The following is a 21,746-nucleotide window of genomic DNA, read 5'->3' as shown; positions in this document are numbered from 1 at the left end:
GCAAGCCTCGCTCCTACAGGACTGCGTAAACGCACATCCGGTTTCTCCTAAAACAACAACAAGAGTCAGATGCCATGCGAAACATAGACAGCAATCAATTGATCGACGAGGCACGCTTCAATGCCTTTCACTGGCGCGTGCTGTTCTGGTGCGCGCTGATCATCATCTTCGACGGCTACGACCTGGTGATCTACGGCGTGGTGCTGCCGGTGCTGATGCAGGAGTGGGGCCTGAGCCCGCTGCAGGCCGGGGCGCTGGGCAGCTATGCGCTGTTCGGCATGATGTTCGGCGCGCTGTTTTTCGGCTCGCTGTCGGAGCGTATCGGCTGCAAGAAAGTCATCGCCATCTGCGTGGTGCTGTTCAGCGGTTTCACCCTGCTCAACGGGTTCACCACCACGCCCACCCAGTTCGGCATCTGCCGTTTTATCGCCGGTCTCGGCATCGGCGGGGTGATGCCCAACGTGGTGGCGCTGATGAACGAATACGCGCCGAAGAAAATCCGCAGCACCCTGGTGGCGATCATGCTCAGCGGCTACTCGGTGGGCGGCACGCTGTCCGCCGGCCTGGGTATCCTGCTGCTGCCGAATTTCGGCTGGCAGGCGGTGTTTTATGTGGCGGCGATCCCGTTGTTGCTGCTGCCGCTGATTCTCAAGTTCCTGCCCGAATCCCTGGGCTTCCTGCTGCGCCAGGGCCGGGAAGACGAGGCGCGCCAGGTGCTGCAACGGGTCGAGCCGGGCTTCGTGCCGCAACCCGGCGACTCGTTCGTCAAGGCCAACCTCAAGACTGCCGGCGCGCCGGTGGTGCAGCTGTTCCGCGAAGGCCGTGCGCTGAGCACCTTGATGCTCTGGGTGGTGTTCTTCTGCTGCCTGCTGATGGTCTACGCGCTCAACTCCTGGCTGCCCAAGCTGATGGCCAGCGCCGGTTACAGCCTGGGCTCGAGTCTGATGTTCCTGCTGGTGCTGAACCTTGGCGCGATCTTCGGCGCCGTGGGCGGCGGCTGGATCGGCGATCGCCTGCAGCTGCAAAAGGTCCTGGTGGCGTTTTTTGTCGTGGCCGCGGTGTCCATCAGCCTGCTCGGCTTCAAGAGCCCGCACGGGCTGCTGTACGCCCTGATCGCGATTGCCGGGGCCACCACCATCGGTACGCAGATCCTGGCCTTCGCCTGTGTCGCCCAGTTCTATCCGGTGACGATCCGTTCCACCGGCATTGGCTGGGCCTCGGGTATCGGCCGCAGCGGGGCCATCGTCGGGCCGCTGCTGGGTGGTGCCTTGGTGAGCATCGAGCTGCCGCTGCACTATAACTTCATGGCCTTCGCCATTCCGGGGGCAGTGGCGGCGCTGGCGATGTGTTTCGTCTACCAGCGGCCGGCCAAGGCGCTGCCGGTCAATCAGGCCAGCGCGCCATCGCTGTAGTGATGCCATGACCGGCGCGGGCGCCCAGGTGCCTGCGTCGGCGGTTCAGTCATGCCATGCCTCAGGGCTTCGGAGCTTGCATGCGGCAGTTGATCAAGGACTTTTCGTTGTCGGCGCTGGTGGCCGGGTTTATCGCCACGCTGATTTCCTATGCCGGGCCGCTGGTGATCATCTTCCAGGCGGCCGAGGCCGCGGGCCTGCCCGAGGAAGTGTTGTCGTCCTGGGTCTGGGCGATTTCCATCGGCAGCGGGGTGCTGGGCATCGTCCTCAGCCTGCGCTTCAAGGTGCCGGTGGTCATCGCCTGGTCGGCGCCGGGCTCGGCGCTGCTGGTGGCGTTGCTGCCGGGCATTGGCCTCAATGAGGCGGTGGGTGCCTACCTGGTGGCCAGCGCGCTGATCCTGCTGATCGGCCTGTGCGGCATCTTCGACAAGATCATCGGCCGGCTGCCGGCGGCGATTTCCGCGGCGATGCTGGCGGGCATCCTGTTCAGTTTCGGTACCGGGCTGTTCCGCTCGATCCAGGACAAACCGCTGCTGGTCGGGGCGATGTTCTTCACCTACCTGCTGTGCAAGCGCCTGTCGCCGCGTTATGCGGTATTGGCCGTGCTGCTGGTGGGCTGCGCCATCTCCCTGACGATGGGCGATATCGACCGCTCGGCACTGGTGATCGGCCTGGCCACGCCGCACTGGATCAGCCCCGCGTTCAGCTGGAACGATGTGCTCAACGTCGCGCTGCCGCTGGTGGTGGTGGCCCTGACCGGGCAATTCGTGCCGGGCATCGCCGTGCTGCGCAACGACGGCTACCACACGCCGGCCAGCCCGATCCTCGCCAGCAGTGCCTTCACCAGCCTGCTGCTGGCGCCATTCGGTTGTCACGGGTTGAACCTGGCGGCGATCACCGCGGCCATCTGCACCGGCCGCGAAGCCCACGAAGACCCGGGCAAGCGGTATGTGGCCGGGGTCATGGGCGGGCTGTTCTACCTGCTGCTGGGGATCTTCGGCGCGACCCTGGTTTCGCTGTTCAGCGCCTTTCCCCGGGCACTGATCGCGGCCCTGGCTGGGCTTGCGCTGTTCGCTGCCATTGGCGGCGCCCTGAGCAGCGCCATGGCCGTACCGCGGGATCGCGAAGCGGCGCTGATCACTTTCCTGGTGACGGCCTCGGGCATGTCGCTGTTCGGTTTGTCGGCGGCTTTCTGGGGGCTGCTGTTTGGCCTGCTGGCCCATGGGGTGCTGACCTTGCGTCGCCCGCAAGCCTTACCCGTAACGGGGGAGGCACCGGCCCAGGCGCGTAATTGACAGCGCTACGGCGCCCGCTATGTATCAAAAACCTTGCACAGGCGAATCACCTCCGGCACGGCCTGTGTCTGCGGGGCTGCCGTTCGCTGCTGCTGGGATGAATACGCAAGTCCCCGGAAACCTGTGGGTTTTTCGATACAACCCTTACCCATTCTTTACCTTCATGCGCTGCTCAATGTCGCGCAATCGCTGTCTGAAACGGCGAGAAACTTGTGGTTCTCGTCCTGAAAGAGAGTGAAGTGATGATGTTGAGTCGAGTTGCAAAAGTGGCGGTCGTGATCGCCTTGTTGTCGTCCCTGTCGGGCTGCTGGATGTTCTTTCCGCCGGGTGGCGGCGGCGGTGGTCATGGCGGCGGTGGCGGTGGTGGCCAGCATGGTGGTTTTGGCGGAGGCCCCGGCGGTGGCGGTCCACGCTGACCGCGACTGAGCCGATTCTGTAGGAACCAGGCTTGCCGGCGATCGAGGCATCGCGGGGTATCAGGCCGGACGCCATCGCGGGCAAGTCGGATCGCCGCCCGCTCGCTCCTACAGGGCGGATGCGCTTCTGTAGGAGCCAGGCTTGCCGGCGATCGAGGCGCCGCGGTGTGTCAGGCCGCACGCCATCGCGAGCAAGCGGCTGGTCGGATGCGCTGTTGCAAACCCCTTCTTGAGCCTGGGGCGCAAACCCCAGCACCTATACTCAATCCAGGCATGGTCGTGTGGTACCCGGTTGAAGCCTGCCCCGTCATGAGCGGGTGGCCGTGGTCGACGCTGTGCGAGGGTTGCCATCTTGTACCTGCGTGCGCTGATCGTCGTGATGCTGCTGGTGCTGGCCGGGTGCGCCGTGACCCAGCGCGTCCGCGAGGTGGTAGCGCCGGTGGTGGTGCCAGCCAGCACCTGGCGTCAAGTGGACCTGGAGATCGCCCAGGCTTCGCAAGAGGCGGTGATCCAGGTCAAGGTCTTTGCCCGCGGCTCCATGGAGCACTGGCGGGTGCGGGTCTATGCCGTTACCGAAGAAACCTTCATCCCCTGGTTCAGCAGTTACTGGACCCAGGAATGGATGGCCATGAAAGTCAGTTGGTACAGCCTCACCGCCGGCGACGAGAAGGACGCGGCGGCGACGCGGCTGGCGGAGTACCTCAAGGAGCAGTATCAGGAACAGGTGCTGGCACCGGTGGCGGTGGAAATCGACCCGGATGCGATTCTCAACCAGGCCACGGAGTTCTATGTCGAGCTGCTGGACAAGCAGATACAGGTTATCGCCCAGCGTTATCGGTTGCCGGCCAAGCAGCTCGATCAACGGCTCAACGGCATCCAGGCGATTCGCCTGGGGCCGCCGCCGCCGCGCGATGCGTCGATGTACCAGGTGCTGCACGCCAAGCCCTTGACCACCCTGCCGGCCTACTCGGCGCTGTACCAGCAGATCCATGGCGCCCCCGCGGGCACCGGCGAGGTGTCGTCCGAGGCCGGGATCGTCTCGGTGGCCAAACAGGCCAGCGAAAAATTCGAAGCGCAGATGGCTGGTCGTGGCATTGCCGGCGCCGCGTCGGCGGTGGCCGGCAAGGTCGCCGGTGCGGTGATCTCCCTGGGGGCGGCGGGGTTTCGCGCGATCGCCCATGAGAGCGACCGGGCCGAGACCGAGGCGCAGATTCGCCAGAGCCTGGGCAAGGCGTTCGACCAGGCCTGGTTCAAGCTGATGAACAACACCGGCAACGGGGTGATGGCCGGGGTGTATTACCTGGCCGGGCAGATCGAGGGCGAACTGGGCAAAAGCGCGGTACCGAACCCTCCGCTGGAGACTGTACCAGGCACCGTGCATCCACCTGCCACGCCGGGCCTGAGCGCCCCGGAAACCGGTTGGCAACCGGAGCCATGAGGCCCGTCGGTCGGCCGCCCGGTTTTTTTCGCGCCGAGCTGTCGATTGTCGGCGATGCGGATCGACCAGTTCCCAGAAGCCGCGACCGATACCCAGGTCGGGCCTTGATGTCCAACCCCAATCAGCAGGAGCAGGATCATGTCTTATGTCGATGGTTGTGTACTGGCAGTACCCACCGCCAACCTTGAAGCCTTCAAGCAGCATGCGCAGACCGCGGCGAAGGTGTTCAAGGGTTATGGCGCCCTGAGCGTGGTCGATTGCTGGGGCGACGATGTGCCCGAGGGCAAGCTGACCTCGTTCCCCATGGCGGTCAAGCTCAAGGCGGACGAGACGGTGGTGTTCAGCTGGATCATCTGGCCGTCCCGCGAAATCCGCGACGCGGGCATGCAAAAAGCCATGGAAGACCCGCGCCTCAAGCCCGACGCCTGCCCGATGCCGTTCGACGGCCAGCGCATGATTTATGGCGGGTTCAAGATGCTGGTGAATGCGTGAGGGGTTACCGGCGAAACATCGGCAACGGCCGCAGCGAGGCCCGGGGATACATCGATCATGTCGGCCAGTCGCAATGGTTGGACGCTCGAGGCGTGGGCGTGGCGGTTTATCAATGTATGGGCCAGCCGGCTGGCGATCGGGGATCAAGATCAGGAGAGCATTTATGAGTATCGAGTTGAGTGCGTTTCGTTGGGTGCCGCCCTTTGCCCGGGGTTATGTGCGCGATCTGCGGGTGCGCTGGGCGCTGGAGGAGGCCGGGTTGCCTTATGAGGTCCGGTTGATTGACCCGGAAATCCAGGCCAGCGACAGCTACCGGCGCTGGCAGCCGTTCGGCCAGGTGCCGGCCTACCGCGACGGTCGGGTCGAGATGTTCGAGTCCGGGGCGATCGTGCTGCATATCGCCCGGCAGTCCGAGGTGCTGGCGCCGGTTGATGAGGCCGGACGGGCGCGGGTCGAGACTTGGGTGCTGGCGGCGCTGAACTCCATCGAGCCTTCCGCCCAGAACTTCGCCAGCCTCGAGGTGACGTACGGGGCTCAGGCACCGGGCAAGGAACAGGAGAGCCTCGACCGGCGCCTGGAGGCGCTCGGTGCCTGGCTGGGGCAACGGGAGTACCTCGAACAGCGTTTCAGCGCCGGCGACCTGATGATGACCACGGTACTGCGGGAGCTGGTGGTCTGCGGCGCCCTGGCGCATTACCCGACGCTGGACGCCTACCGCCTGCGCTGCGAGGCCCGCCCGGCATTTGCCAGGGCCCTGGAAGGGCAGTTGCAGCCGTTCCGCGAGCATCCCGCGGGCTGATTCAAGCGCAATGAAAACAGGGCGGACCAGATACTGGTCCGCCCTTTTTCATTGCGCCGTTCGCTGGCGATACTCGGTGGTGGTCATGCCGGCATAGCCCCAGTTGTCGAGGTCGACTTCCTCGATGACGATGTGGGTCAGTTCCGGGGCCTTGTTCAGCACCCGTTGCAGGGTTTCGGTGATCTCGCGGATCACCTGGGCTTTCTGTTCGCGGGTCACGCCGTCACGGGTGATGCGCAGGTTGACGAAAGGCATGGCTGTACTCCTGGGGAAGATAGGGGGATTGCAAGAGACGGGAGGCACGCGGGCCTCCCGCCGGGTTCACCATTTGCCGCTGCTCATGCCGCCGTCCACCGGCAGCACCACGCCGGTGGTGAAGCCGGCGCCGGACAGGTAGAGCACCGCGTCGGCGATTTCCTCGATGCGCCCCAGCCGCCCGGCCGGTTGCAGGCCGTCGAGGAAGGCGCGGTGCGCCGGGTCGTGCATCGGCGTGTCGATGATCCCCGGGGCCACCGCGTTGACCTGGATATTGAACGGCGACAGCTCCAGGGCCAGGGCGCGGGTCATCTGGTTCACACCGCCCTTGATCAGCACCGGCAAGGCCGCCGGGACCGCCAGGTTCGGTTGCAGCGCGACGCTGGCGCTGATGTTGATGATGTGGCCCTGGCGCCGCTCGATCATGTGCCGCGCCGCAGCCTGGGAGGCATAGACCACGCCCTTGAGGTTGGTCTCCAGCAGGCTTTCCAGCTCCTCGGGGCTGTAGTCGATAAATGGCTTGGGCAGGAAGAAGCCGGCGTTGTTGACCAGTACATCGACCTGGCCGAAACGGCCGACGGCGCGTTCGACCAACTGGGTGGCGGTGGCCGGGTCGGCGATGTCGCCTGCGACCCCGAGAAAACGCTCGTTGTGGCCCAGGGTTTCGGCGGCTGCGGCCAACCGTTCTGCCGAGCGGGCATTACCCACCACGTTGTAGCCGCGGGCCAGGTAGGCCTGGGCCAGGCCGAGGCCGATGCCGCTGGAGGCGCCGGTGATGATGACGGTTCTGTCGTGGTTCAGGGTGTGGCTCATGGGGATAGTCCTGTTCTGCGTTGAGAGAAGTTCCAGCGCTGTTGGGCAGAACTATATTTGTGTGCCGAATGCTGATAAATAGCGTTACGGGTACTTCACTTGATACATGGTGTAATCAATGAGTCGGCAATTCGACGATGTGCTGCTGGGCAGCATCGAGCTGTTCTGCATGGCGGCGGAGATCGGCAGCTTTACCGGCGCGGCGCTGGCGGCCGGGGTCACGCCGGCGGCGGTCAGCCGCTCGGTGTCGCGCCTGGAAGAGCGGCTCGGCGTACGCCTGTTCGTGCGCACCACCCGCAGCATCCGCCTGACCGACGGCGGGCGCGACTATCACCAGCAATGCCGCAGCGCGCTGAACCAGATGCTCGAAGCCGAGCGCCAGTTGACCGGGCAGCAGCTGGCGCCTTCCGGCACCTTGCGCATCAGCCTGCCGACCACCTACGGCCATCTGCGGATCCTGCCGCTGCTGCCGGAATTTCGCCGGCGCTACCCGCAGATGCGGGTGGAGGTCAACCTGAGCAACCGCAATATCGATTTCGTCGAAGGGGGCTACGACATGGCGATCCGGGTGCGCGCGCAGCCGGATTCCGGGCTGGTCGCGCGGTTGCTGGAGGACGCCGAACTGGTGGTGTTCGCCGCCCCGGATTACCTGGCGCGGGCCGGTACCCCGCAGCGGCTCGACGACCTGGCGCAGCATGAGTGCATCCAGTTCGAGCTGCCCAGCAGCGGCCGGCGCATCGCCTGGCTGTTCAACGGCCCCGACGGCCCCTGCGAAGTGCTCGCCGGGGGGGCCTACGTGTGCTCCGAGGACCTGCTGGGGGGCGTGACCCTGGCCAGGCATGGCGCCGGCCTGTTCCAGACTTACCGTTTCATGGTCGAGCGCGAGCTGGCCGAGGGTTCCCTGGTGGAGGTGCTGCAGCCTTACGGTGGCCGTTCGCGGCCCTTCAGCCTGCTGTATCCCCACAGCCGGCATGTGCCGTTGCGCCTGCGGGCCTTTATCGATTTCCTGCTGGAGAAGCAGCCGGGCTGGAAGACCTGAAGCGGGGATGGGCAGCCCGGGATGGATTGGTTAGTATGGCGACCGGGCTTCCTGGGCGCCCACCTCGCGAAAGCGCAAGCACCTTCAATTCCCGCAAGCACCACGCTTGCATACCCCCTCCGGGCCAATAGCGAGCAGGCCGATTTTCTTGGAGTTGGTATGCCTATCAATAAATCCGTTCCCCGTTCACCCGCCAGTCAGGCCGCCAGCCTGGTACTGCGCGAAGCCAAACGCCTGCATCGCACTGCAACCAGCGGTTCGCTGGCCAGCGCCTTGCCGATCCTGCGGCGCTTGCTGGCGAGCAACAGTGTGCCTGGCCTGTCGTTGCCCGAGCTGTATCGGCAGCGCGACAAGGTGCAGCGCAAACACCTGTTGCGCACCCTGGCCAGCGAGGCCGGTTTTGCCCATTGGGAGACCTACCGCCAGGCCCTCGACGAGCTGGCGCCCGAGCAGTTGCAGCACTTCGAACTGGTCTACCGCCAGGCGGGCCATCTCAACTGCTGGTTCTCGTCGCCGGACGAGGCTCGGGAGTATGTGGCCCATCATGGCGGTCGGCTGTTGTGCATAGGGCAACAGGCGGTAGTGCTGGTGGATCTGCCGGCGGCGTAAGGCGCTATCCATAGCGGTACAGAAGCACGGCACCCGGGACTTCCCGGGTGCCGTTTTTATTGGCATGCAACATCTGAATCAACAACACACATCTGTAGGAGCGAAGCTTGCTCGCGATGGTCGTTAACGATGACGCGTATCGACCGGGTAAGCGCGCCGCCCTCAAGTTCATCGCGAGCAAGCTTCGCTCCTACAGGACTGCGTTTTTATTTACGTGCCTCGAGAATCAGGTTGAACGGCGTTTCTGCGGCCCGGCGGAACTGGCTGAAGCCGGCTTCGCTGAAGACCTTGCGCAGGCGTGCTTCGCCGGCCTGGGCACCGAGCCCGAGGCCGACTTCCTGGGACAGCGAGTTGGGCGTGCAGATAAAGGTCGAGGCGGCATAGAACAGCCGGCCGACCGGGGTGATGTTCTGGTCCAGTTGATCGTTGGCGAACGGCTCGACCAGCAGCACGCTGCCGTCGTCTTTCAGCGACTGGAAGGCATGTTGCGCGGCGCCCACCGGGTCGCCCATGTCATGCAGGCAGTCGAAGAAGCAGATCAGGTCGTAGTCGTTGCCGGGGTAGGTCTTGGCGCTGGCCTGGGAGAACTGCACGCGGCCGGTCACCCCGGCTTCCTCGGCCCGTTGTGTCGCGGTGGCGATGGAAGGCTGGTGGTAGTCGAAGCCGAAGAACTGCGAAGCGGGAAAGGCCTGGGCCATGATCACCGTCGAGGCGCCATGCCCGCAGCCAATGTCTGCCACCTTGGCCCCGGCCTGCAGTTTCTCCACCACACCGTCCAGCGCCGGTAGCCACTCGGCCACCAGGTGTGCCCGATAGCCCGGGCGGAAGAAACGCTCGGTGCCGCTGAACATGCACGGGTGGTGATCGCCCCAGGCCAGGGCGCCGTCGCCGCGCATCGCCGCCAGCAGTTTGTCCTTGTCGTGAAACAGCGCAGAGACCACCACGGCGCCACCGGCCACGTACACCGGCGAGTCCTCGATAGCCAGCGCCAGGGCCTGTTCTTCCGGCAGGCGGAACTGGCCGTCGAGGTGTTCCATGTAGCCGGACGCGGCATGGGCGCTCAGCCATTCGCGCAGCAGTCGCGCGTTGCAGCCGGTCTTGGCGGCCAGCGCCTCGGGGCTGACGAAGCGACTGTCGGCCATGGCCCGGTACAGGCCCAGTTCTTCGCCGAGAATCATATTGGCGAGCATCGCCGCGCCGCCCATGTCTGACACCAGTTTGCCCATGAAATCGTTGAGCTTGGCTTCGTCCATAGCCTTGTCCTCCGCTGTGAGGGGCACTGCCGCAGACGGCCCGGCAGTGGCCGGATGGAGATACGCGGCGCACGCGGGGAGGCCATGTCCCGGCGGTGCCGAAGGAGTGGGCCTGACAGGGCAGGCCGGGCTCTGAGGAGCTGACGCACGGGCGCCTCCAGCGTGGGACGGGGTGCGTGTATACCGTTCAGGAACATCAGGGTAGCCATCGGGGCTGGGCGCCTAACACGTGACGGCAGGCGAGGCTGCGCGCGGGTTCCGGGGACGCCCGGAGGAAGCGATTCCTGGCCGGTAGATGAGTCAGTCTAGTTCGCTGGCAGGGGCGTCGCGGGGTTGGCCGATGAGGGGGCAGGGGCGCCGATGACGACGCCCTTGGGCAACGCAGGTCAGGCCTTCAAGGCGTGCCGAACATGGCGGTCCAGTAGATGCCGGCATCGCTTTTCGGATCGACCGCATAGGACGCGCCCAGCTCGCGATACTGCGGGTTCATCAGGTTGGCGCAATGGCCGGGGCTGGCCAGCCAGCCATCGACCACCTTGCGCACGCTGTCCTGGCCGGCGGCGATGTTCTCGCCGATCTGCTGGCCGGCATAACCCGCCAGTTCGGCGCGGTCGCCGGGGGTGCGGCCGTCGCGGTCCTTGTGGTCGAAGAAGTTGTGGTTGGCCATGTCCCGGGTATGGGCCTGGGCCGCGCTGGCCAGGGTGGAGTTCCAGGCCAGCGGGGTGGCGGCGGCGAAGATCTGGTTGCCGCACTGGCGCGGCTGTGCGCGGGCGCTGTTGAGGCTTTCCAGGAGCTTCTGGCCCTCCGCCTGCCAGTCGCCGAGGCGCGCGGTCAGCAGCGGTCGGGCGAGGACGATGCGCCAATCCTGGCCGGTACGGCTGACGCCGATATCGACGAACTGCGGGTCCAGCACCACCTGGCAGAAACTTTCCCGCACCGCCTTCATGGCCGCCTGGGCATCGCGCGGCCCGGACAGGCTGATGGCCTGCACATTGACCATCGGGTAGGCGCTGCTGGCCAGGGCCTGCTGCAGGTTGCCGATGCTGTTGGCGGGCAACACCAGGCGCGGGTCGGCGGCCAGCGGCGGCAGTTCCTGGGATACCTGGCCGGCGCAGCGCTGGACCTGGCTGCGGTAGCTGTTGATCGATGTCACCAGTTGCGTCTCGTCGTTCGCCACGGCGGTGGTGGCGAAGGCCATGCTCATCGACAACAGGAGGGGCGACAGCAGGGTCAGCGGCAGAGCAGAGGATAGGCAGCGCATGGAGGTCTCCCTTGAGCGAATTGCGCCCATGATGCGCGATTTAGCCCCGGTCGGCGCAATGTCTTTTTGCAGAAAACGGGCGCCGTTATCCGCCCTCCCTGTTGCCGGCGCGGCGCCGGTTACGGCTGGACGGTGGCGAACTACACTCAACTCCAGTCGCCGCCAACCTGCCGCCAATGCAGCAGGCGCAGGCGGCTTTCCCGTGCCCGGACAGGGCTTTTGGCGAAGGTGCACGCATGCGCCCGACAGCGATTGCCGGCGGTCTCCTGATCCTCCTGTGCGGGGGGCTGGCGTTGGCCGCGGGTGAAAGGGCGGACCCCGAAGTGGTGGAGGACAAGGCCCAGGTCCTGGAGCAGAAAGCCGCGGAGCAGCAGCCGGTGCCCCGCAGCGAGACCATTACCCCTCCCGAAGCCCAGGCGGTGGACCCGGCCGGCGCCGCGCCGCTGGACGACGCCATCACCTGCCTGGCGCGCTCCATCTACTGGGAAGCCAAGGGCGGGGCCGCCGCCGACATGGAAGCGGTGGCCAGCGTGGTGCTCAACCGGCTCGGCCACGAGGGGTTTCCGGATACGGTGTGTGCGGTGGTCAAGCAGGGTTCGGAGCAGCGCGCCTGCCAGTTTTCCTGGTGGTGCGACGGGCGCCCGGATCAGGTGAAGGAAGATGAACCCTACATCGTGGCCAAGGAAATCGCGCGCAAGGCGCTCAACCAGCAACTCCGGGACCGCACCCACGGCGCCCTGTATTTCCACGACCGGCGCGTGAGCCCCGATTGGGCCAGGGAGTACCGCAAGACCGCCGAGACCGGCAAGTTTCTGTTCTACAAGCCGCGAGGCGACAGCGCCCGCTAGCCCGGTTTACCCAGACTGTAGGAGCGAGGCTTGCCCGCGATGGCGCCGTCCCTGACCCACCGCGGCGCCTGGATCGCGGGCAAGTCGGATCGCCGCCCGCTGGCTCCTACAGAAGCAGATCGCGGTACGGCCATGGCGCGACAACGAGTATCATGTCCGGCCCGCCGCCGACGCCTGCTGCCCAGGCGTGCCTCAACCTTTGGAGCCCTCCGCGCAATGCCCACCATCAGTCATTTTCACACCCAAACCCCGTGCCCGGAGGCCGTCAACAGCCAGATCCTGCAGATGGTGGTTGACTACCTGACCGACATCAGCGCGGTAGCGATCCCGCCCAGCAACCTGCTGTACAACATCTACCAGTACGCCATCGGCTACGAAGTGCATCTGTATCTGCAGGCCCTGGACGGCTCCCGGGGCATCGCCGTGGAACTGCTGGTGGCCACTGACGATGACGACCCGGAACAGGTGCTGGGTTTCCTGTTGTACCTGCCGGTCAAGGACGATCCCGAGGCGTGCGGCGTGGCCTATATGGCGGTGCGTGCCAGCCATCGCCGGCAGGGAATCGCGCGCTCGCTGCTGGCACGGATGCGCGAGCGCTACCCCCATGCCGAACTGACCTGCGCGGCGGGCAAGGTGGCCTGGTTCGAAGCGCTGGGTTTCCAGGTGCTGGGCGTGCGCGGCCCGCAGGTGCTGATGAACACCCGCGATCAGGCTACCGATGGCTTGATGGGCTTGCTGGACACGGCGCCGATCTATCGCTCGCTGGAGGTGCGGCAGATCCACAGCTACCTGCTGCAAAAGCATGGCAAGCGGGCGATGCTCGATGCCGAAAAACAGCGTGACCGCCACCTGGACCAGATGACCCGCAACGCCCAGGCGCTGGTCCGAGAACGCCTGGCGCAGGGCTGAGGCCGCTCGGTTTCACCTGTCAGGTTTCAGCCGCCAGACCCCTGGTACTGGGCGGTCAGGCTGCTTGTACTGGTCGGCGGCCATGATCGACGGCGTCAGGGAAATCCCCGTGAGCAGGCAGATGGCCGTGAGCGGCACCTTCTGCTTCTGGAAGGTGTTGGCCAGGTCCTGGACGGCTTCCTTGACGTTGAGGCCGAACTCCTTGATGACCTCGCTCTGATCGAACAGGAATCCGTAGGCCAGCAGTTCCGGGGTGCGCGATTCGTCCTTGGGCACTATGACGATTTTCCAGAAGCGGGTCGGGTAGCGCACCGGGCCCTTGCCGAAGTCCTGTTCCACGCACGAGGTCTGGTCCAGTACCGGGCCGGCGAAGATGATCGCCTGGCCGCCGCCCGCTTCGATCTGCTCGGCCAGCTCGTTTTCGAAGTAACCCCAGACCCCTTTGCGATTGCGGTATTCGGCACCGTCGGGCGATTCCTGGTTGAACAGCTCGTGCTGCGGCGTGCAGTTGGTCCAGTGGTAGGTGTCGGCGTTGGCGTACTCGGTTTCGAGCCCCGGCATCCCCCAGCAGCTGTCTTCGCGGCGCACGATATGGCCGCGGTCGAAGTTGCCGGCCGGCCCGTAGATATCGCCGTTGGTGAGCTGGTAGCGGCTCGGCACCCGGCGGTCGAGGCGCCAGCTTTCGCCACCGTACTTCTTGCGCGCGCGGGTATCGCCACGGACCTCGGGCCGGTAATCGACATTGCAGGCGGTCCACATCGGCATGCGGTAATCCTTGTTCATCACCAGCGAATAGTGGTGGTAGGGCAGGGCCAGCGGCGCCTCGTCATCCAGGCCGGCAAGCTGCACCGGCGGTACGTTGCGGGCCGAGGCGAGGTGTTCGCGGTAGTCGCCGACCCGGTAGAGCTGGGGCAGCCGCGCGCCCTCGATTGCGGGCGGCGGGACGGGCACCCCAAGAAAGTCCGGGTCGTAGCCTTTGCGGGCGGCGTAGTCGAGGTCGAAGGTCAGGGTCTTTTCCAGCGCCGCGGCTGCCGGAGCCGGCGCGGCAGGCACCGGCTCGGCAGGCGCGACGTTGAGGATGGGCATGACGCTGGCCGGGCTGTCCGCGGCGTGGCTGACGATGTTGATGGTGGTGGGGCCGGAGATATGAAAGATGTTCTGCGACATATCGGGCGCTCCTGGGCGGTGTGGCGCCGCGGGCAGGGTTTCGTTGACGCTGAGCATGGCCAGCGGGTCGGGGGTCAGCTCCATGAGCTGGGCCAGCAGCTCGGCCGGCTTGCCGCTCAGTTGCAGGGCCTTGAGCGCGCTGACGATGCTGCTGACCCGGGTGCCCTCGTTGGCCACCCAGTCCACCGTGCTTTCCTCGTCCCCTTCGGGGTTCCAGATGCTGTGGTCGGTCTTGAGAATGTTGCCGGCTTCGTCGGTCCGCGGAATGCCGCAGTGGTGCAGGGCGATCAGCTCCCAGTTGTCGCTGAACACCGGGGAGCCAGAGGCGCCTTCGGCGGTGTCGGTTTCGTAGTGCAGGAACCCCTGGTCGAGAATGTCCAGCAGGCGGTTGTGGGTGGTGGCGTACTGGCGCGGGCCGCCCTCGGGGTGCTGGATGATGTTCATCGGGCGGCCGCGCAGGGTCTTGCCGGTGGCTTCGATCAGGCGGATGCAGCCGTAGTCCGCCAGGGCTTCGCCGCGGGTGCCTTGCGGCGAGATGGCCACCAGGCAGAAGTCCAGCGCCTCGTCGGCGAAGTAGAACTGATCCGGCAGCAGGTTGAAGTAGGTGCCTTCGTTTATCCCGCGCTCCAGCCTTTCGTAGAGAAAGTTGGCGGCGCAGTCCACCGCGTCCACATCCCTGGGAAACACATGCTGGTTGGTCAGCAACAGGTTGGGGGACACCAGGAAACCAGTGGCGAAGCCCTCGACCACCGTTCCTGGCTGTGGGGCGTTGACCAGGCGCGCCACCGGCCTTGCCGCCTGGCGGGCAGCTTCGCTGGGGGCGTAGAAGGTCGGGTCCCAGGTGCCGATCCGTCGCTCCAGCCCGGCCCTGACCAGCACGGAGCGGGCATTCTCGCGGGCGATCCACTTGGCCAGCTGTTGCGGCGAGTCGCCGGCGCCGGGGCCCAGTTCGCGGATGCGCGACAGCGATTCGCTGCGGGCAACGGCTTGCCGGTTCCAGCGTTCCAGGGCTTTGGCCATATTGCTTCGGCGGGCAGTGGCAACGGCATCTGGCGTCTTGCTCAAGGGCACCTCCTGGCGAGTACGGGATTCCTTTCGGGCTGTCGATTTGAGCGTAGACAACAAGTGCGGTGGCAGATGGCTGGCGACATGCCGGCTCGTCGGATCCGTGGCCGGCATTACAGGGTGAAAGGCGGTTCAGCTGACCGGGCGGGAGATACCGGTGGCCAGGCGCATAAGGCCGTCAAAGGCGCGGTCGGAAAGCAGCCTGCGCAAGAAGATCAGCGGTTTGGCCCCGAACCCGACGGCATAGCGGGTCTTAGGTCGGCGGGCGCTGACAGCCCTGGCGATGGTATCGGCGATGACTTGCGGCGGTGACTGATACTTGCGGCTGGTCTGGCCGACCATGGACCGCGTCATGGCTTGCGCCTGGGGAGCGTAAGGCCCACGGCCGGAGGTCTCGACAATTTTTTGCGCCGCGATGTCCGCCCACTCGGTCTTGATGCCGCCCGGCTCGATCACCACCACATCGATACCGAAAGGCTGCACCTCCAGGCGCAGGCAATCGCTGATCGCTTCCAGGGCGAACTTGGTGCCGTGGTACCAGGCGCCCAGCGGCGTGTGCATCTTGCCGCCCATCGAGGTGATGTTGATGATCGTCCCCGAGCGCTGCGCGCGCATCTGCGGCAACACCAACTGGATCAAGCGGACGGCGCCGAACACATTGACCTCGAACTGGGCACGGGCTTCGTCGCTCGGCACATCCTCCACCGCGCCGTAGGATCCATAGCCGGCGTTGTTGACCAGCACGTCGATGCGCCCCGACCGGGCGAGGATGTCCTGCACGCAGGCCTGCATCGAGGCGTCGTCGGTCACGTCCAGGGGCAGTACATGCAGGCCGGCCTGCGCCAGCGGGTGCATACGCTCGACCCGGCGGGCGGCGGCATACACCGTATAACCCAGGGCTTTCAACTTGAGGGCGGTGGCCTCGCCAATGCCGGAAGAGGCGCCCGTTACCAAGGCAACTTTGCTGTTCATATCTGTCGATCCTCTGATTGAGAAGCGTCCGGCAAGCCAGCTCGGACCGCCATCCGTGGGGGGAACTTTAGGGGGATGGCGGCGCCGGCGCTCTAGCGCTTGGCGCCATCGGACTTGCAAACAGCGCCATGGCCATCGAGGGTTTTTCGGGCCGATTGCGCGATGGGCACTGGGGCGCCCTGGCCCACCGGTTTCAGTTCAGGCGCAGGGCGTGGCGGGCGCGATCGGGGGTCTGCCCGGTCCAGTCGAGGAAGGCGCGGTAAAAGGAGTTCGGGTCTTCGAAACCGAGCAGAAAGGCAATCTCCGTACCGGACAGGGCGGTGTTTTCCAGATAGTGGCGTGCCAGGCTTTCCCGCGTGCCGTTGACCAGCGCGCGGAAGTTCTCGCCTTCGTCCTCCAGGCGTCGTTGCAGGGTGCGCTTGCTCATGCACAGGCGGGCGGCGACCTCCTCGATGCTGGCCGCATTGCTTGGCAGCAACTCCAGCAGCAGGGCGCGCACCCGCTCGGCGGTCGCCGCCGTGGCATCGAGTTCACTCAGGCGTCGACGCAGGTCGGGCTCGAAGACCCGCCACATTCCTTCGTTGAGGGTCAGGAAGGGGCGCAGGACATCGACCGCGGCGAAGCGGATGCTCAGGCTGGCGCCGCGTTGCACGGGCACCCCGAAGAAACTTGCGTACTGGCGGGCATGGGCGGCGGGGGGGAGCGCGGGGAGCGTTACGCCGAGGGCGTTCACCGGTTCGCGGGTCGCCAGCCGCACCAGCCGGACAAAGAACGCCAGCTCCGCGACCTGCAGCGAATAGGGAATGTCGCCCTGGGCCAGCAGCCAACGCGGCGAGAGTCTCAGGTCGCCATTGCTGGCGACCTCGATGTCCAGGCTCATCGGCGCCACCAGCTGCTTGTACTTGGCCAGGCGCTGGACGGCCTGCATCAGATTGGCGCTGCACAGCGCGGCGAACACCGGTGGGTTGAACGACTCCGCCGAGACCGACTCGATGATCCGCAGCGCAAACAGCGGGTCTGCGGCCTCGTCCTCGAGGCTTTGCCAGAAGCACAGGTACTGCGTCGTGGAAAGGCTCTGGCCCGGGCGAGACAGCAAGTCTTGCGGCAAGCCCGCGCGACGCAGTACGTGGGCGGGCTGAAAGCCCAAGTCCTTGAGGATCAGCTGCCATCCGATGTCGAGGGGAAAAGACTGATTGCGGGTCATCGAACCTCTTGCGCTGTGCGGAGCAGGACCTGAAGCCGTCCTCCTGTGGCTGTGGAGATCGAGTATAGGGGGCCCAAGAGGATTCTTGGCATGCGGAGCGCGCCAGGCTGCCGGCAATTGGCGCCAGTGCGCAGGCGCGTGATACCCGATCGCTGCCCGCTTGCCGAGGGCTCACTAGGGGGCTGGAAAATGCGTGGTGCTCACGGCCTTTGGCATGAATTGGCCAATCGGCTGCCGATGACGGCATGAAAAAACCTGTTGCGCAGCAGGTTTGAGGGATTTACTGCGAATGAGACGCTCATTACAATGATAATCATTGCTATTAACATCCCTCCCTTGAGTGCACACCTTGAAGCCATCCTGTCCGCGTGCCCGCCGTAAAACCCTGATCAAACGCATGTTGCCGACACTGTCCTGCTGTCTGGTCGCCAGCCCGCTGTGGGCACAGGAGGCGGTCGAACTGCCGACCACCGATATCCAGGCCGAGCGCCTCAACCAGGACACCGGCTACACCACCTCGCAAGCCAGCACGGCGAGCAAAAGCAATGTGCCGATCAAGGAGGAGGCGCAGTCGATCAACGTGGTGACCCAGCAGACCCTGGCCGACTATCAGGTGCAGTCGCTGGAGGACGCCATGAAGTTCGTCAGCGGCGTCAGCCAGGGCAACACCCTGGGTGGCTCCCGGGACTCGCTGGTCAAGCGTGGTTTCGGCACCAACGATGACGGCTCGATCCTGCGCGATGGTGTGCGTTCCAACCTGGGGCAGAACTTCAGCGCCACCACCGAGCGGGTCGAAGTGCTCAAGGGCCCGGCGTCGATGCTTTACGGCGCGCTGGAGCCGGGCGGGCTGATCAACATCATCAGCAAGCAGCCGCAGTACACCCAGAGCACCACGCTCAGCGGCTCGGCCTACAGCGAAGGCGGCGGCACCATGGCCCTGGACACCACCGGGCCGCTGGGCGATACCGGCCTGGCCTACCGCCTGATCGCCGAGCGCGGCCACGAGGACTACTGGCGCAACTACGGGGTCAACGAGCACACCCTGGTGGCGCCGTCGCTGACCTGGACCGGCGAACGCGCCAGCCTGACCCTGAACTACGAATACAACGACTACTCCAGCCCCTTTGACCGCGGCACCGTATTCACCAACGGGCATCCGGCGGACATCGACTACGACAAGCGCCTGGACGAACGCTGGGCGAAAAGCGTCGGCATCCGCGAAGTGGCCAGCGCGCGCTTCGAGTACCAGCTGAGCGACGCCTGGAAAACCCGCGTCACCTACGGCTGGAACAACGACCGCTACAGCCTGTCGATCGCCCAGCCCAACAGCCTGACCGGCAACACCCTGCGCCGGGCCGCCAACGGTGCCCACTACGACGACGAAACCCGCTACGCCAGCTGGGACTTCATCGGCCAGCAGGAGCTGTTCGGCCAGCGCCATGACCTGCTGGTGGGCGTCGACAGCGAGCACTCCGACCAGTACCGCGGCAAGACCTACCGCAACACCGCCCAGGGTGGTTTCAACATCACCTCACCGGTCTACGGCAAGCTGGCCGAGCCGAGCCTGGTCAGCGCCACCCAAAGCAACCTGCGCAACCAGCTGACCTCGAGCTCGGTGTACTTCAAGGACAACTGGCATTTAAGTGAACAGTGGATCCTGGTGTTCGGTGGTCGCCAGCAGCATTACGACCAGTACAGCGACCAGGGCCTGGGCCGCAGCTACAAGGTCAACCGCGACAGCAACGGCGACACCTTCGTACCCTTCCTCGGCCTGGTGTTCAAGGCCACCGACAGCCTGTCGCTGTACGGCAACTACAGCCGTTCGTTCAAGCCCAACACCGATGTCGACGACGCCGGCAACACCTTCGATCCGGAAGAGGGCCGCAGCTACGAGGTGGGGGCCAAGTACGATCCGCTGCCCGGCCTGAACATCAACCTGGCGCTGTACGACATCGAGAAAAAGAACGTGGTGACTACGACCACTGTTAATGGCGTGAGCCTCTCGGAAGCCGCCGGCAAGGTCGGTTCCCAGGGTGTGGAACTGGATGTCACCGGGCGCATCGCCGAGCGCTGGGACCTGATCGGCACCTACGCCTACAACCACACGGAAATCCTCGACGACCCGAGCAACGAAGGTCACCGCCTGGCCAACGCCCCCAAGCACACCGCCAGCCTGTACCTGAGTCACTACCTCAACGTGCCCGCGGAATTCGGTGCCTGGCATGCGGGCGGCGGCGCCCGTTATGTCGGCGAGCGCGCGGCCAACAACGCCAACGATTTCTGGCTCAGCAGCTACACCGTGGCCGATGCCTTCGTGCGCTGGGAATCGCCGCTGTTCGGCTACAAGACCAGCTTGCAGTTCAATGTCGACAACCTGTTCGACAAGCAGTACTACCCGTCGTCCACCGGCAGCCAGCTGCAGGTCAACGTCGGCGAGCCACGCACCGCACGCTTGAGCGCCAGCGTAACCTTCTGATCACACCCGGACCGCTGCGCGTCGCCCTGCAGGGTGGCGCGTCGGCGGCAGCTGTTTCCCTGCTGTCGTCCCCCCGCCGATTCGGCCCTTCATGGCATTCCCGCCAATCTCCCGACTTTGCCCACCCGCGGCCCGATTCCCCGTGGCCCGGCGTCAAGAAAGCCTTGGCCATGTCGATAGTTGGAAGGCGATTTAGGCAATTTGCCACTATCGTTGCTGACTGAACCGCTCGCCGAAAGCGGTCACCCCGTTTTGCCCTCTGCCGTTTTTCTTCCCGTCACGTACATGGAGTAAGAGTGCATGGCTTTCCCCCCGCGTTTTCTCGAGCATTACCGTAAAGCCGACCGCATCATGATGGGCCTGATCTGGCTGATGTTCGCCTATGCGCTGGGCCTGGCGTTCTGGCACGACACCTTCACCCAGGCGCTGCTGGTGGGCGGCGATACCACCCTGGTGCTGAGCCTGCTGTACCGCGTTATCAGCGGCACGCGCCTGATGCGCTGCTGCATCGCCATCGGCTTCATGCTCATGGCGGCACTGCACATCAACCAGGCCAAGGGCTTGATCGAAGCGCACTTCGGCATTTTCGTGCTGCTGGCGGTGCTGACCTTCTATCGCGACTGGCTGCCGATTCTGCTGGCGGCGGTGACCATCGCCCTGCATCACGTGCTGTTTCATGTGCTGCAGCACCAGGGCTTCCCGGTCTACGTCATGGCCCATCACGGCGGTTTCGGCATGGTGGCGGTGCACGCCTTCTATGTGGTGGTGGAGACGGTGATCCTGCTGTACCTGGCGGTGCACAGCCATGCCGACGCGGTGGAGAGCCAGGACATGCTGGACAAGATGCTCGCCGCCACGTCCCAGTTGACGGTCGAGGTTCATCAGGGCGAAAGCGGCAAGGTGCATGTGTCGCTGGCCCAGCGTTTCGACCACTTCATGCAGCAGATCACCGCCCTGGTGGATGGCGTGGTGCGCGACACCCACGGCCTGCGCGAACTGGGCCAGGACCTGGCGAAAACCAGCCAGACCCTGGAGCAGGGCGCCCAGCACCAGTTGACGGAAATCACCCAGATGACCGGCTCCATGCAGCGCATGGGCGATGCCATGGGCGACATCGCGGTGCACGTTGAGCAGGCGGTCGAGCGCGCGGGGCAGGCCAGCGCGCAAATCAGCCGCGGCCAGCAAAGCGTCGACCGCGCCCAGGCGGAAATCACTCAACTGGCGTCACGCATCAACGGCACCAACGAAACCGTGCAACGGCTGGCGGGGCAGGCGGAACAGATCGGCAACGTGCTGGAAGTGATCGGCAGCATCGCCGCCCAGACCAACCTGCTGGCCCTCAACGCCGCCATCGAGGCCGCCCGCGCCGGCGAGCAGGGCCGCGGTTTCGCCGTGGTCGCCGATGAGGTGCGCAACCTGGCCCAGCGCACCGCGCTGTCCACCCAGGAAATCAAGACCATCATCGAAGCCCTGCAACAGGGCAGCCGCCAGGCCGCTGAAGCCATGCACGACAGCCGCGAAGGCGCCCAGCGCTGCGTCGAAGACAGCCGCCAGGCCTCCGCGATGTTCCAGGCTGTGGGCGCCGACATCTCCCATATCGACCAACTCAACGGCCGCATTGTCAGCACCACCCGCGAACAATCCAGCGCCAGCCTCGACATCGTCGGCCGCCTGCACTCGGTCCAGGCCATCGCCCAGAACACCGCCGACGACATGAGCAACCTGGCCCTGAGCAGCCAACGCCTGCCGCCGATCGCGATTCGCCTGGAGGCGTTGGGGCAGACGTTTCACAAGTAACGGGGGGAGTGGCGCCTGTTTGCCGATAAGTAGCGGGCGCCATCATTGTTGCTGGTTTGAAGGCCCTGACCGGAGTCCGGACTACAGGTCATTCAGACCGGTCGACGTCAATCTCAGAGTTCTCCACGTTTCCAAGGGCGAGCTGTTTCGCCAACTTGAGATATCGACAACCTGAGTGTCGTTACACCGAAACATCACATCGACATTCACCGAAAAGGATGACGTT

Annotated in this window: 19 protein-coding genes; 12 read left to right on the top strand and 7 right to left on the bottom strand. The window is 65.3% G+C overall.

Annotation, left to right across the window (positions count from 1 at the left end; translation table 11 throughout):
• The first annotated feature begins 74 nt into the window (after positions 1 to 74).
• The 6 genes from C4K38_RS21265 (at position 75) to C4K38_RS21245 (ending at position 5,852) form a co-directional block, all read left to right on the top strand.
• Positions 75 to 1,412, top strand: coding sequence for an MFS transporter (locus tag C4K38_RS21265; protein ID WP_053280065.1), 1,338 nt, complete (start codon positions 75 to 77; stop codon positions 1,410 to 1,412).
• An 80-nt stretch (positions 1,413 to 1,492) separates the two neighbouring features.
• Positions 1,493 to 2,707, top strand: a complete 1,215-nt coding sequence (locus C4K38_RS21260) for a benzoate/H(+) symporter BenE family transporter (RefSeq protein ID WP_053280064.1) — start codon at positions 1,493 to 1,495, stop codon at positions 2,705 to 2,707.
• Between the two features lie 242 nt (positions 2,708 to 2,949).
• Positions 2,950 to 3,123 (top strand): hypothetical protein, encoded by a 174-nt coding sequence (locus tag C4K38_RS32375; RefSeq protein ID WP_009049922.1) that lies wholly within the window; start codon positions 2,950 to 2,952, stop codon positions 3,121 to 3,123.
• 352 nt (positions 3,124 to 3,475) lie between these two features.
• Complete coding sequence (locus tag C4K38_RS21255; protein WP_053280063.1) at positions 3,476 to 4,561, top strand: hypothetical protein; 1,086 nt, start codon at positions 3,476 to 3,478, stop codon at positions 4,559 to 4,561.
• A 138-nt stretch (positions 4,562 to 4,699) separates the two neighbouring features.
• Entirely contained in the window at positions 4,700 to 5,053 is a 354-nt protein-coding gene (locus tag C4K38_RS21250) for a DUF1428 domain-containing protein (RefSeq protein WP_053280062.1), read from the top strand.
• Positions 5,054 to 5,216: 163 nt separating this feature from the next.
• Complete coding sequence (locus tag C4K38_RS21245; RefSeq protein ID WP_053280061.1) at positions 5,217 to 5,852, top strand: glutathione S-transferase family protein; 636 nt, start codon at positions 5,217 to 5,219, stop codon at positions 5,850 to 5,852.
• 48 nt (positions 5,853 to 5,900) lie between these two features.
• Here C4K38_RS21245 and C4K38_RS21240 read toward each other — a convergent pair whose 3' ends face one another.
• Together C4K38_RS21240 and C4K38_RS21235 are read right to left on the bottom strand one after the other, a co-directional pair.
• On the bottom strand, positions 5,901 to 6,107 hold the full coding sequence (locus tag C4K38_RS21240) for a tautomerase family protein (RefSeq protein WP_053280060.1): 207 nt from the start codon (positions 6,105 to 6,107) through the stop codon (positions 5,901 to 5,903).
• A gap of 66 nt (positions 6,108 to 6,173) precedes the next feature.
• Entirely contained in the window at positions 6,174 to 6,920 is a 747-nt protein-coding gene (locus C4K38_RS21235) for an SDR family NAD(P)-dependent oxidoreductase (RefSeq protein WP_053280059.1), read from the bottom strand.
• Between the two features lie 118 nt (positions 6,921 to 7,038).
• On the opposite strand from C4K38_RS21235, the gene C4K38_RS21230 reads away from it, so the two are divergent.
• Together C4K38_RS21230 and C4K38_RS21225 are read left to right on the top strand one after the other, a co-directional pair.
• Positions 7,039 to 7,959 carry a LysR family transcriptional regulator gene (locus C4K38_RS21230; protein WP_053280058.1) on the top strand — a complete coding sequence of 307 codons (921 nt, stop codon included), beginning with the start codon at positions 7,039 to 7,041 and terminating at the stop codon, positions 7,957 to 7,959.
• 159 nt (positions 7,960 to 8,118) lie between these two features.
• A complete protein-coding gene (locus C4K38_RS21225) occupies positions 8,119 to 8,568 on the top strand; it encodes a hypothetical protein (protein WP_053280057.1) in 450 nt (149 codons plus the stop codon).
• A gap of 206 nt (positions 8,569 to 8,774) precedes the next feature.
• Here C4K38_RS21225 and C4K38_RS21220 read toward each other — a convergent pair whose 3' ends face one another.
• Positions 8,775 to 9,821: a class I SAM-dependent methyltransferase gene (locus C4K38_RS21220; RefSeq protein WP_053280056.1), complete on the bottom strand. Its 1,047-nt coding sequence runs from the start codon at positions 9,819 to 9,821 to the stop codon at positions 8,775 to 8,777.
• Positions 9,822 to 10,215: 394 nt separating this feature from the next.
• On the bottom strand, positions 10,216 to 11,025 hold the full coding sequence (locus C4K38_RS21215) for a CAP domain-containing protein (protein WP_414860356.1): 810 nt from the start codon (positions 11,023 to 11,025) through the stop codon (positions 10,216 to 10,218).
• A 293-nt stretch (positions 11,026 to 11,318) separates the two neighbouring features.
• Here C4K38_RS21215 and C4K38_RS21210 point away from each other — a divergent pair, with 293 nt between their 5' ends.
• Positions 11,319 to 11,930 carry a cell wall hydrolase gene (locus C4K38_RS21210; RefSeq protein WP_053280054.1) on the top strand — a complete coding sequence of 204 codons (612 nt, stop codon included), beginning with the start codon at positions 11,319 to 11,321 and terminating at the stop codon, positions 11,928 to 11,930.
• Positions 11,931 to 12,146: 216 nt separating this feature from the next.
• A complete protein-coding gene (locus tag C4K38_RS21205; RefSeq protein WP_053280053.1) occupies positions 12,147 to 12,839 on the top strand; it encodes a GNAT family N-acetyltransferase in 693 nt (230 codons plus the stop codon).
• 12 nt (positions 12,840 to 12,851) lie between these two features.
• Here the strand turns inward: C4K38_RS21205 and C4K38_RS21200 are convergent, their stop codons facing one another.
• The 3 genes from C4K38_RS21200 to C4K38_RS21190 form a co-directional block, all read right to left on the bottom strand.
• Positions 12,852 to 15,077: a DNA/RNA non-specific endonuclease gene (locus C4K38_RS21200; protein WP_232007619.1), complete on the bottom strand. Its 2,226-nt coding sequence runs from the start codon at positions 15,075 to 15,077 to the stop codon at positions 12,852 to 12,854.
• 126 nt (positions 15,078 to 15,203) lie between these two features.
• Positions 15,204 to 16,043, bottom strand: coding sequence for an oxidoreductase (locus C4K38_RS21195; RefSeq protein ID WP_053280051.1), 840 nt, complete (start codon positions 16,041 to 16,043; stop codon positions 15,204 to 15,206).
• A 193-nt stretch (positions 16,044 to 16,236) separates the two neighbouring features.
• Positions 16,237 to 17,247 (bottom strand): AraC family transcriptional regulator, encoded by a 1,011-nt coding sequence (locus C4K38_RS21190; RefSeq protein WP_053280050.1) that lies wholly within the window; start codon positions 17,245 to 17,247, stop codon positions 16,237 to 16,239.
• Positions 17,248 to 17,644: 397 nt separating this feature from the next.
• Here C4K38_RS21190 and C4K38_RS21185 point away from each other — a divergent pair, with 397 nt between their 5' ends.
• Positions 17,645 to 19,723, top strand: coding sequence for a TonB-dependent siderophore receptor (locus tag C4K38_RS21185; protein WP_172833171.1), 2,079 nt, complete (start codon positions 17,645 to 17,647; stop codon positions 19,721 to 19,723).
• A 300-nt stretch (positions 19,724 to 20,023) separates the two neighbouring features.
• Positions 20,024 to 21,520 (top strand): methyl-accepting chemotaxis protein, encoded by a 1,497-nt coding sequence (locus tag C4K38_RS32745; protein ID WP_053280048.1) that lies wholly within the window; start codon positions 20,024 to 20,026, stop codon positions 21,518 to 21,520.
• The last annotated feature ends 226 nt before the right edge of the window (positions 21,521 to 21,746 follow it).

This window comes from Pseudomonas chlororaphis subsp. piscium (assembly GCF_003850345.1).
Classification (GTDB): Bacteria; Pseudomonadota; Gammaproteobacteria; order Pseudomonadales; family Pseudomonadaceae; genus Aquipseudomonas; species Aquipseudomonas piscium.
Note: the sequence above shows the minus strand (reverse complement) of the source record. Positions and strands in the feature narration are given on the sequence as shown.

Coding starts and splice junctions, on each gene's coding strand:
- C4K38_RS21260 (WP_053280064.1), top strand. CDS start 1,493: ATGCGGCAGTTGATCAAGGACTTTTCGTTGTCGGCGCTGGTGGCCGGG.
- C4K38_RS21205 (WP_053280053.1), top strand. CDS start 12,147: ATGCCCACCATCAGTCATTTTCACACCCAAACCCCGTGCCCGGAGGCC.
- C4K38_RS21185 (WP_172833171.1), top strand. CDS start 17,645: ATGTTGCCGACACTGTCCTGCTGTCTGGTCGCCAGCCCGCTGTGGGCA.
- C4K38_RS21210 (WP_053280054.1), top strand. CDS start 11,319: ATGCGCCCGACAGCGATTGCCGGCGGTCTCCTGATCCTCCTGTGCGGG.
- C4K38_RS21235 (WP_053280059.1), bottom strand. CDS start 6,920: ATGAGCCACACCCTGAACCACGACAGAACCGTCATCATCACCGGCGCC.
- C4K38_RS21250 (WP_053280062.1), top strand. CDS start 4,700: ATGTCTTATGTCGATGGTTGTGTACTGGCAGTACCCACCGCCAACCTT.
- C4K38_RS21240 (WP_053280060.1), bottom strand. CDS start 6,107: ATGCCTTTCGTCAACCTGCGCATCACCCGTGACGGCGTGACCCGCGAA.
- C4K38_RS21230 (WP_053280058.1), top strand. CDS start 7,039: ATGAGTCGGCAATTCGACGATGTGCTGCTGGGCAGCATCGAGCTGTTC.
- C4K38_RS32745 (WP_053280048.1), top strand. CDS start 20,024: ATGGCTTTCCCCCCGCGTTTTCTCGAGCATTACCGTAAAGCCGACCGC.
- C4K38_RS21245 (WP_053280061.1), top strand. CDS start 5,217: ATGAGTATCGAGTTGAGTGCGTTTCGTTGGGTGCCGCCCTTTGCCCGG.
- C4K38_RS21215 (WP_414860356.1), bottom strand. CDS start 11,025: ATGAGCATGGCCTTCGCCACCACCGCCGTGGCGAACGACGAGACGCAA.
- C4K38_RS32375 (WP_009049922.1), top strand. CDS start 2,950: ATGATGTTGAGTCGAGTTGCAAAAGTGGCGGTCGTGATCGCCTTGTTG.
- C4K38_RS21220 (WP_053280056.1), bottom strand. CDS start 9,821: ATGGACGAAGCCAAGCTCAACGATTTCATGGGCAAACTGGTGTCAGAC.
- C4K38_RS21195 (WP_053280051.1), bottom strand. CDS start 16,043: ATGAACAGCAAAGTTGCCTTGGTAACGGGCGCCTCTTCCGGCATTGGC.
- C4K38_RS21190 (WP_053280050.1), bottom strand. CDS start 17,247: ATGACCCGCAATCAGTCTTTTCCCCTCGACATCGGATGGCAGCTGATC.
- C4K38_RS21265 (WP_053280065.1), top strand. CDS start 75: ATGCGAAACATAGACAGCAATCAATTGATCGACGAGGCACGCTTCAAT.
- C4K38_RS21225 (WP_053280057.1), top strand. CDS start 8,119: ATGCCTATCAATAAATCCGTTCCCCGTTCACCCGCCAGTCAGGCCGCC.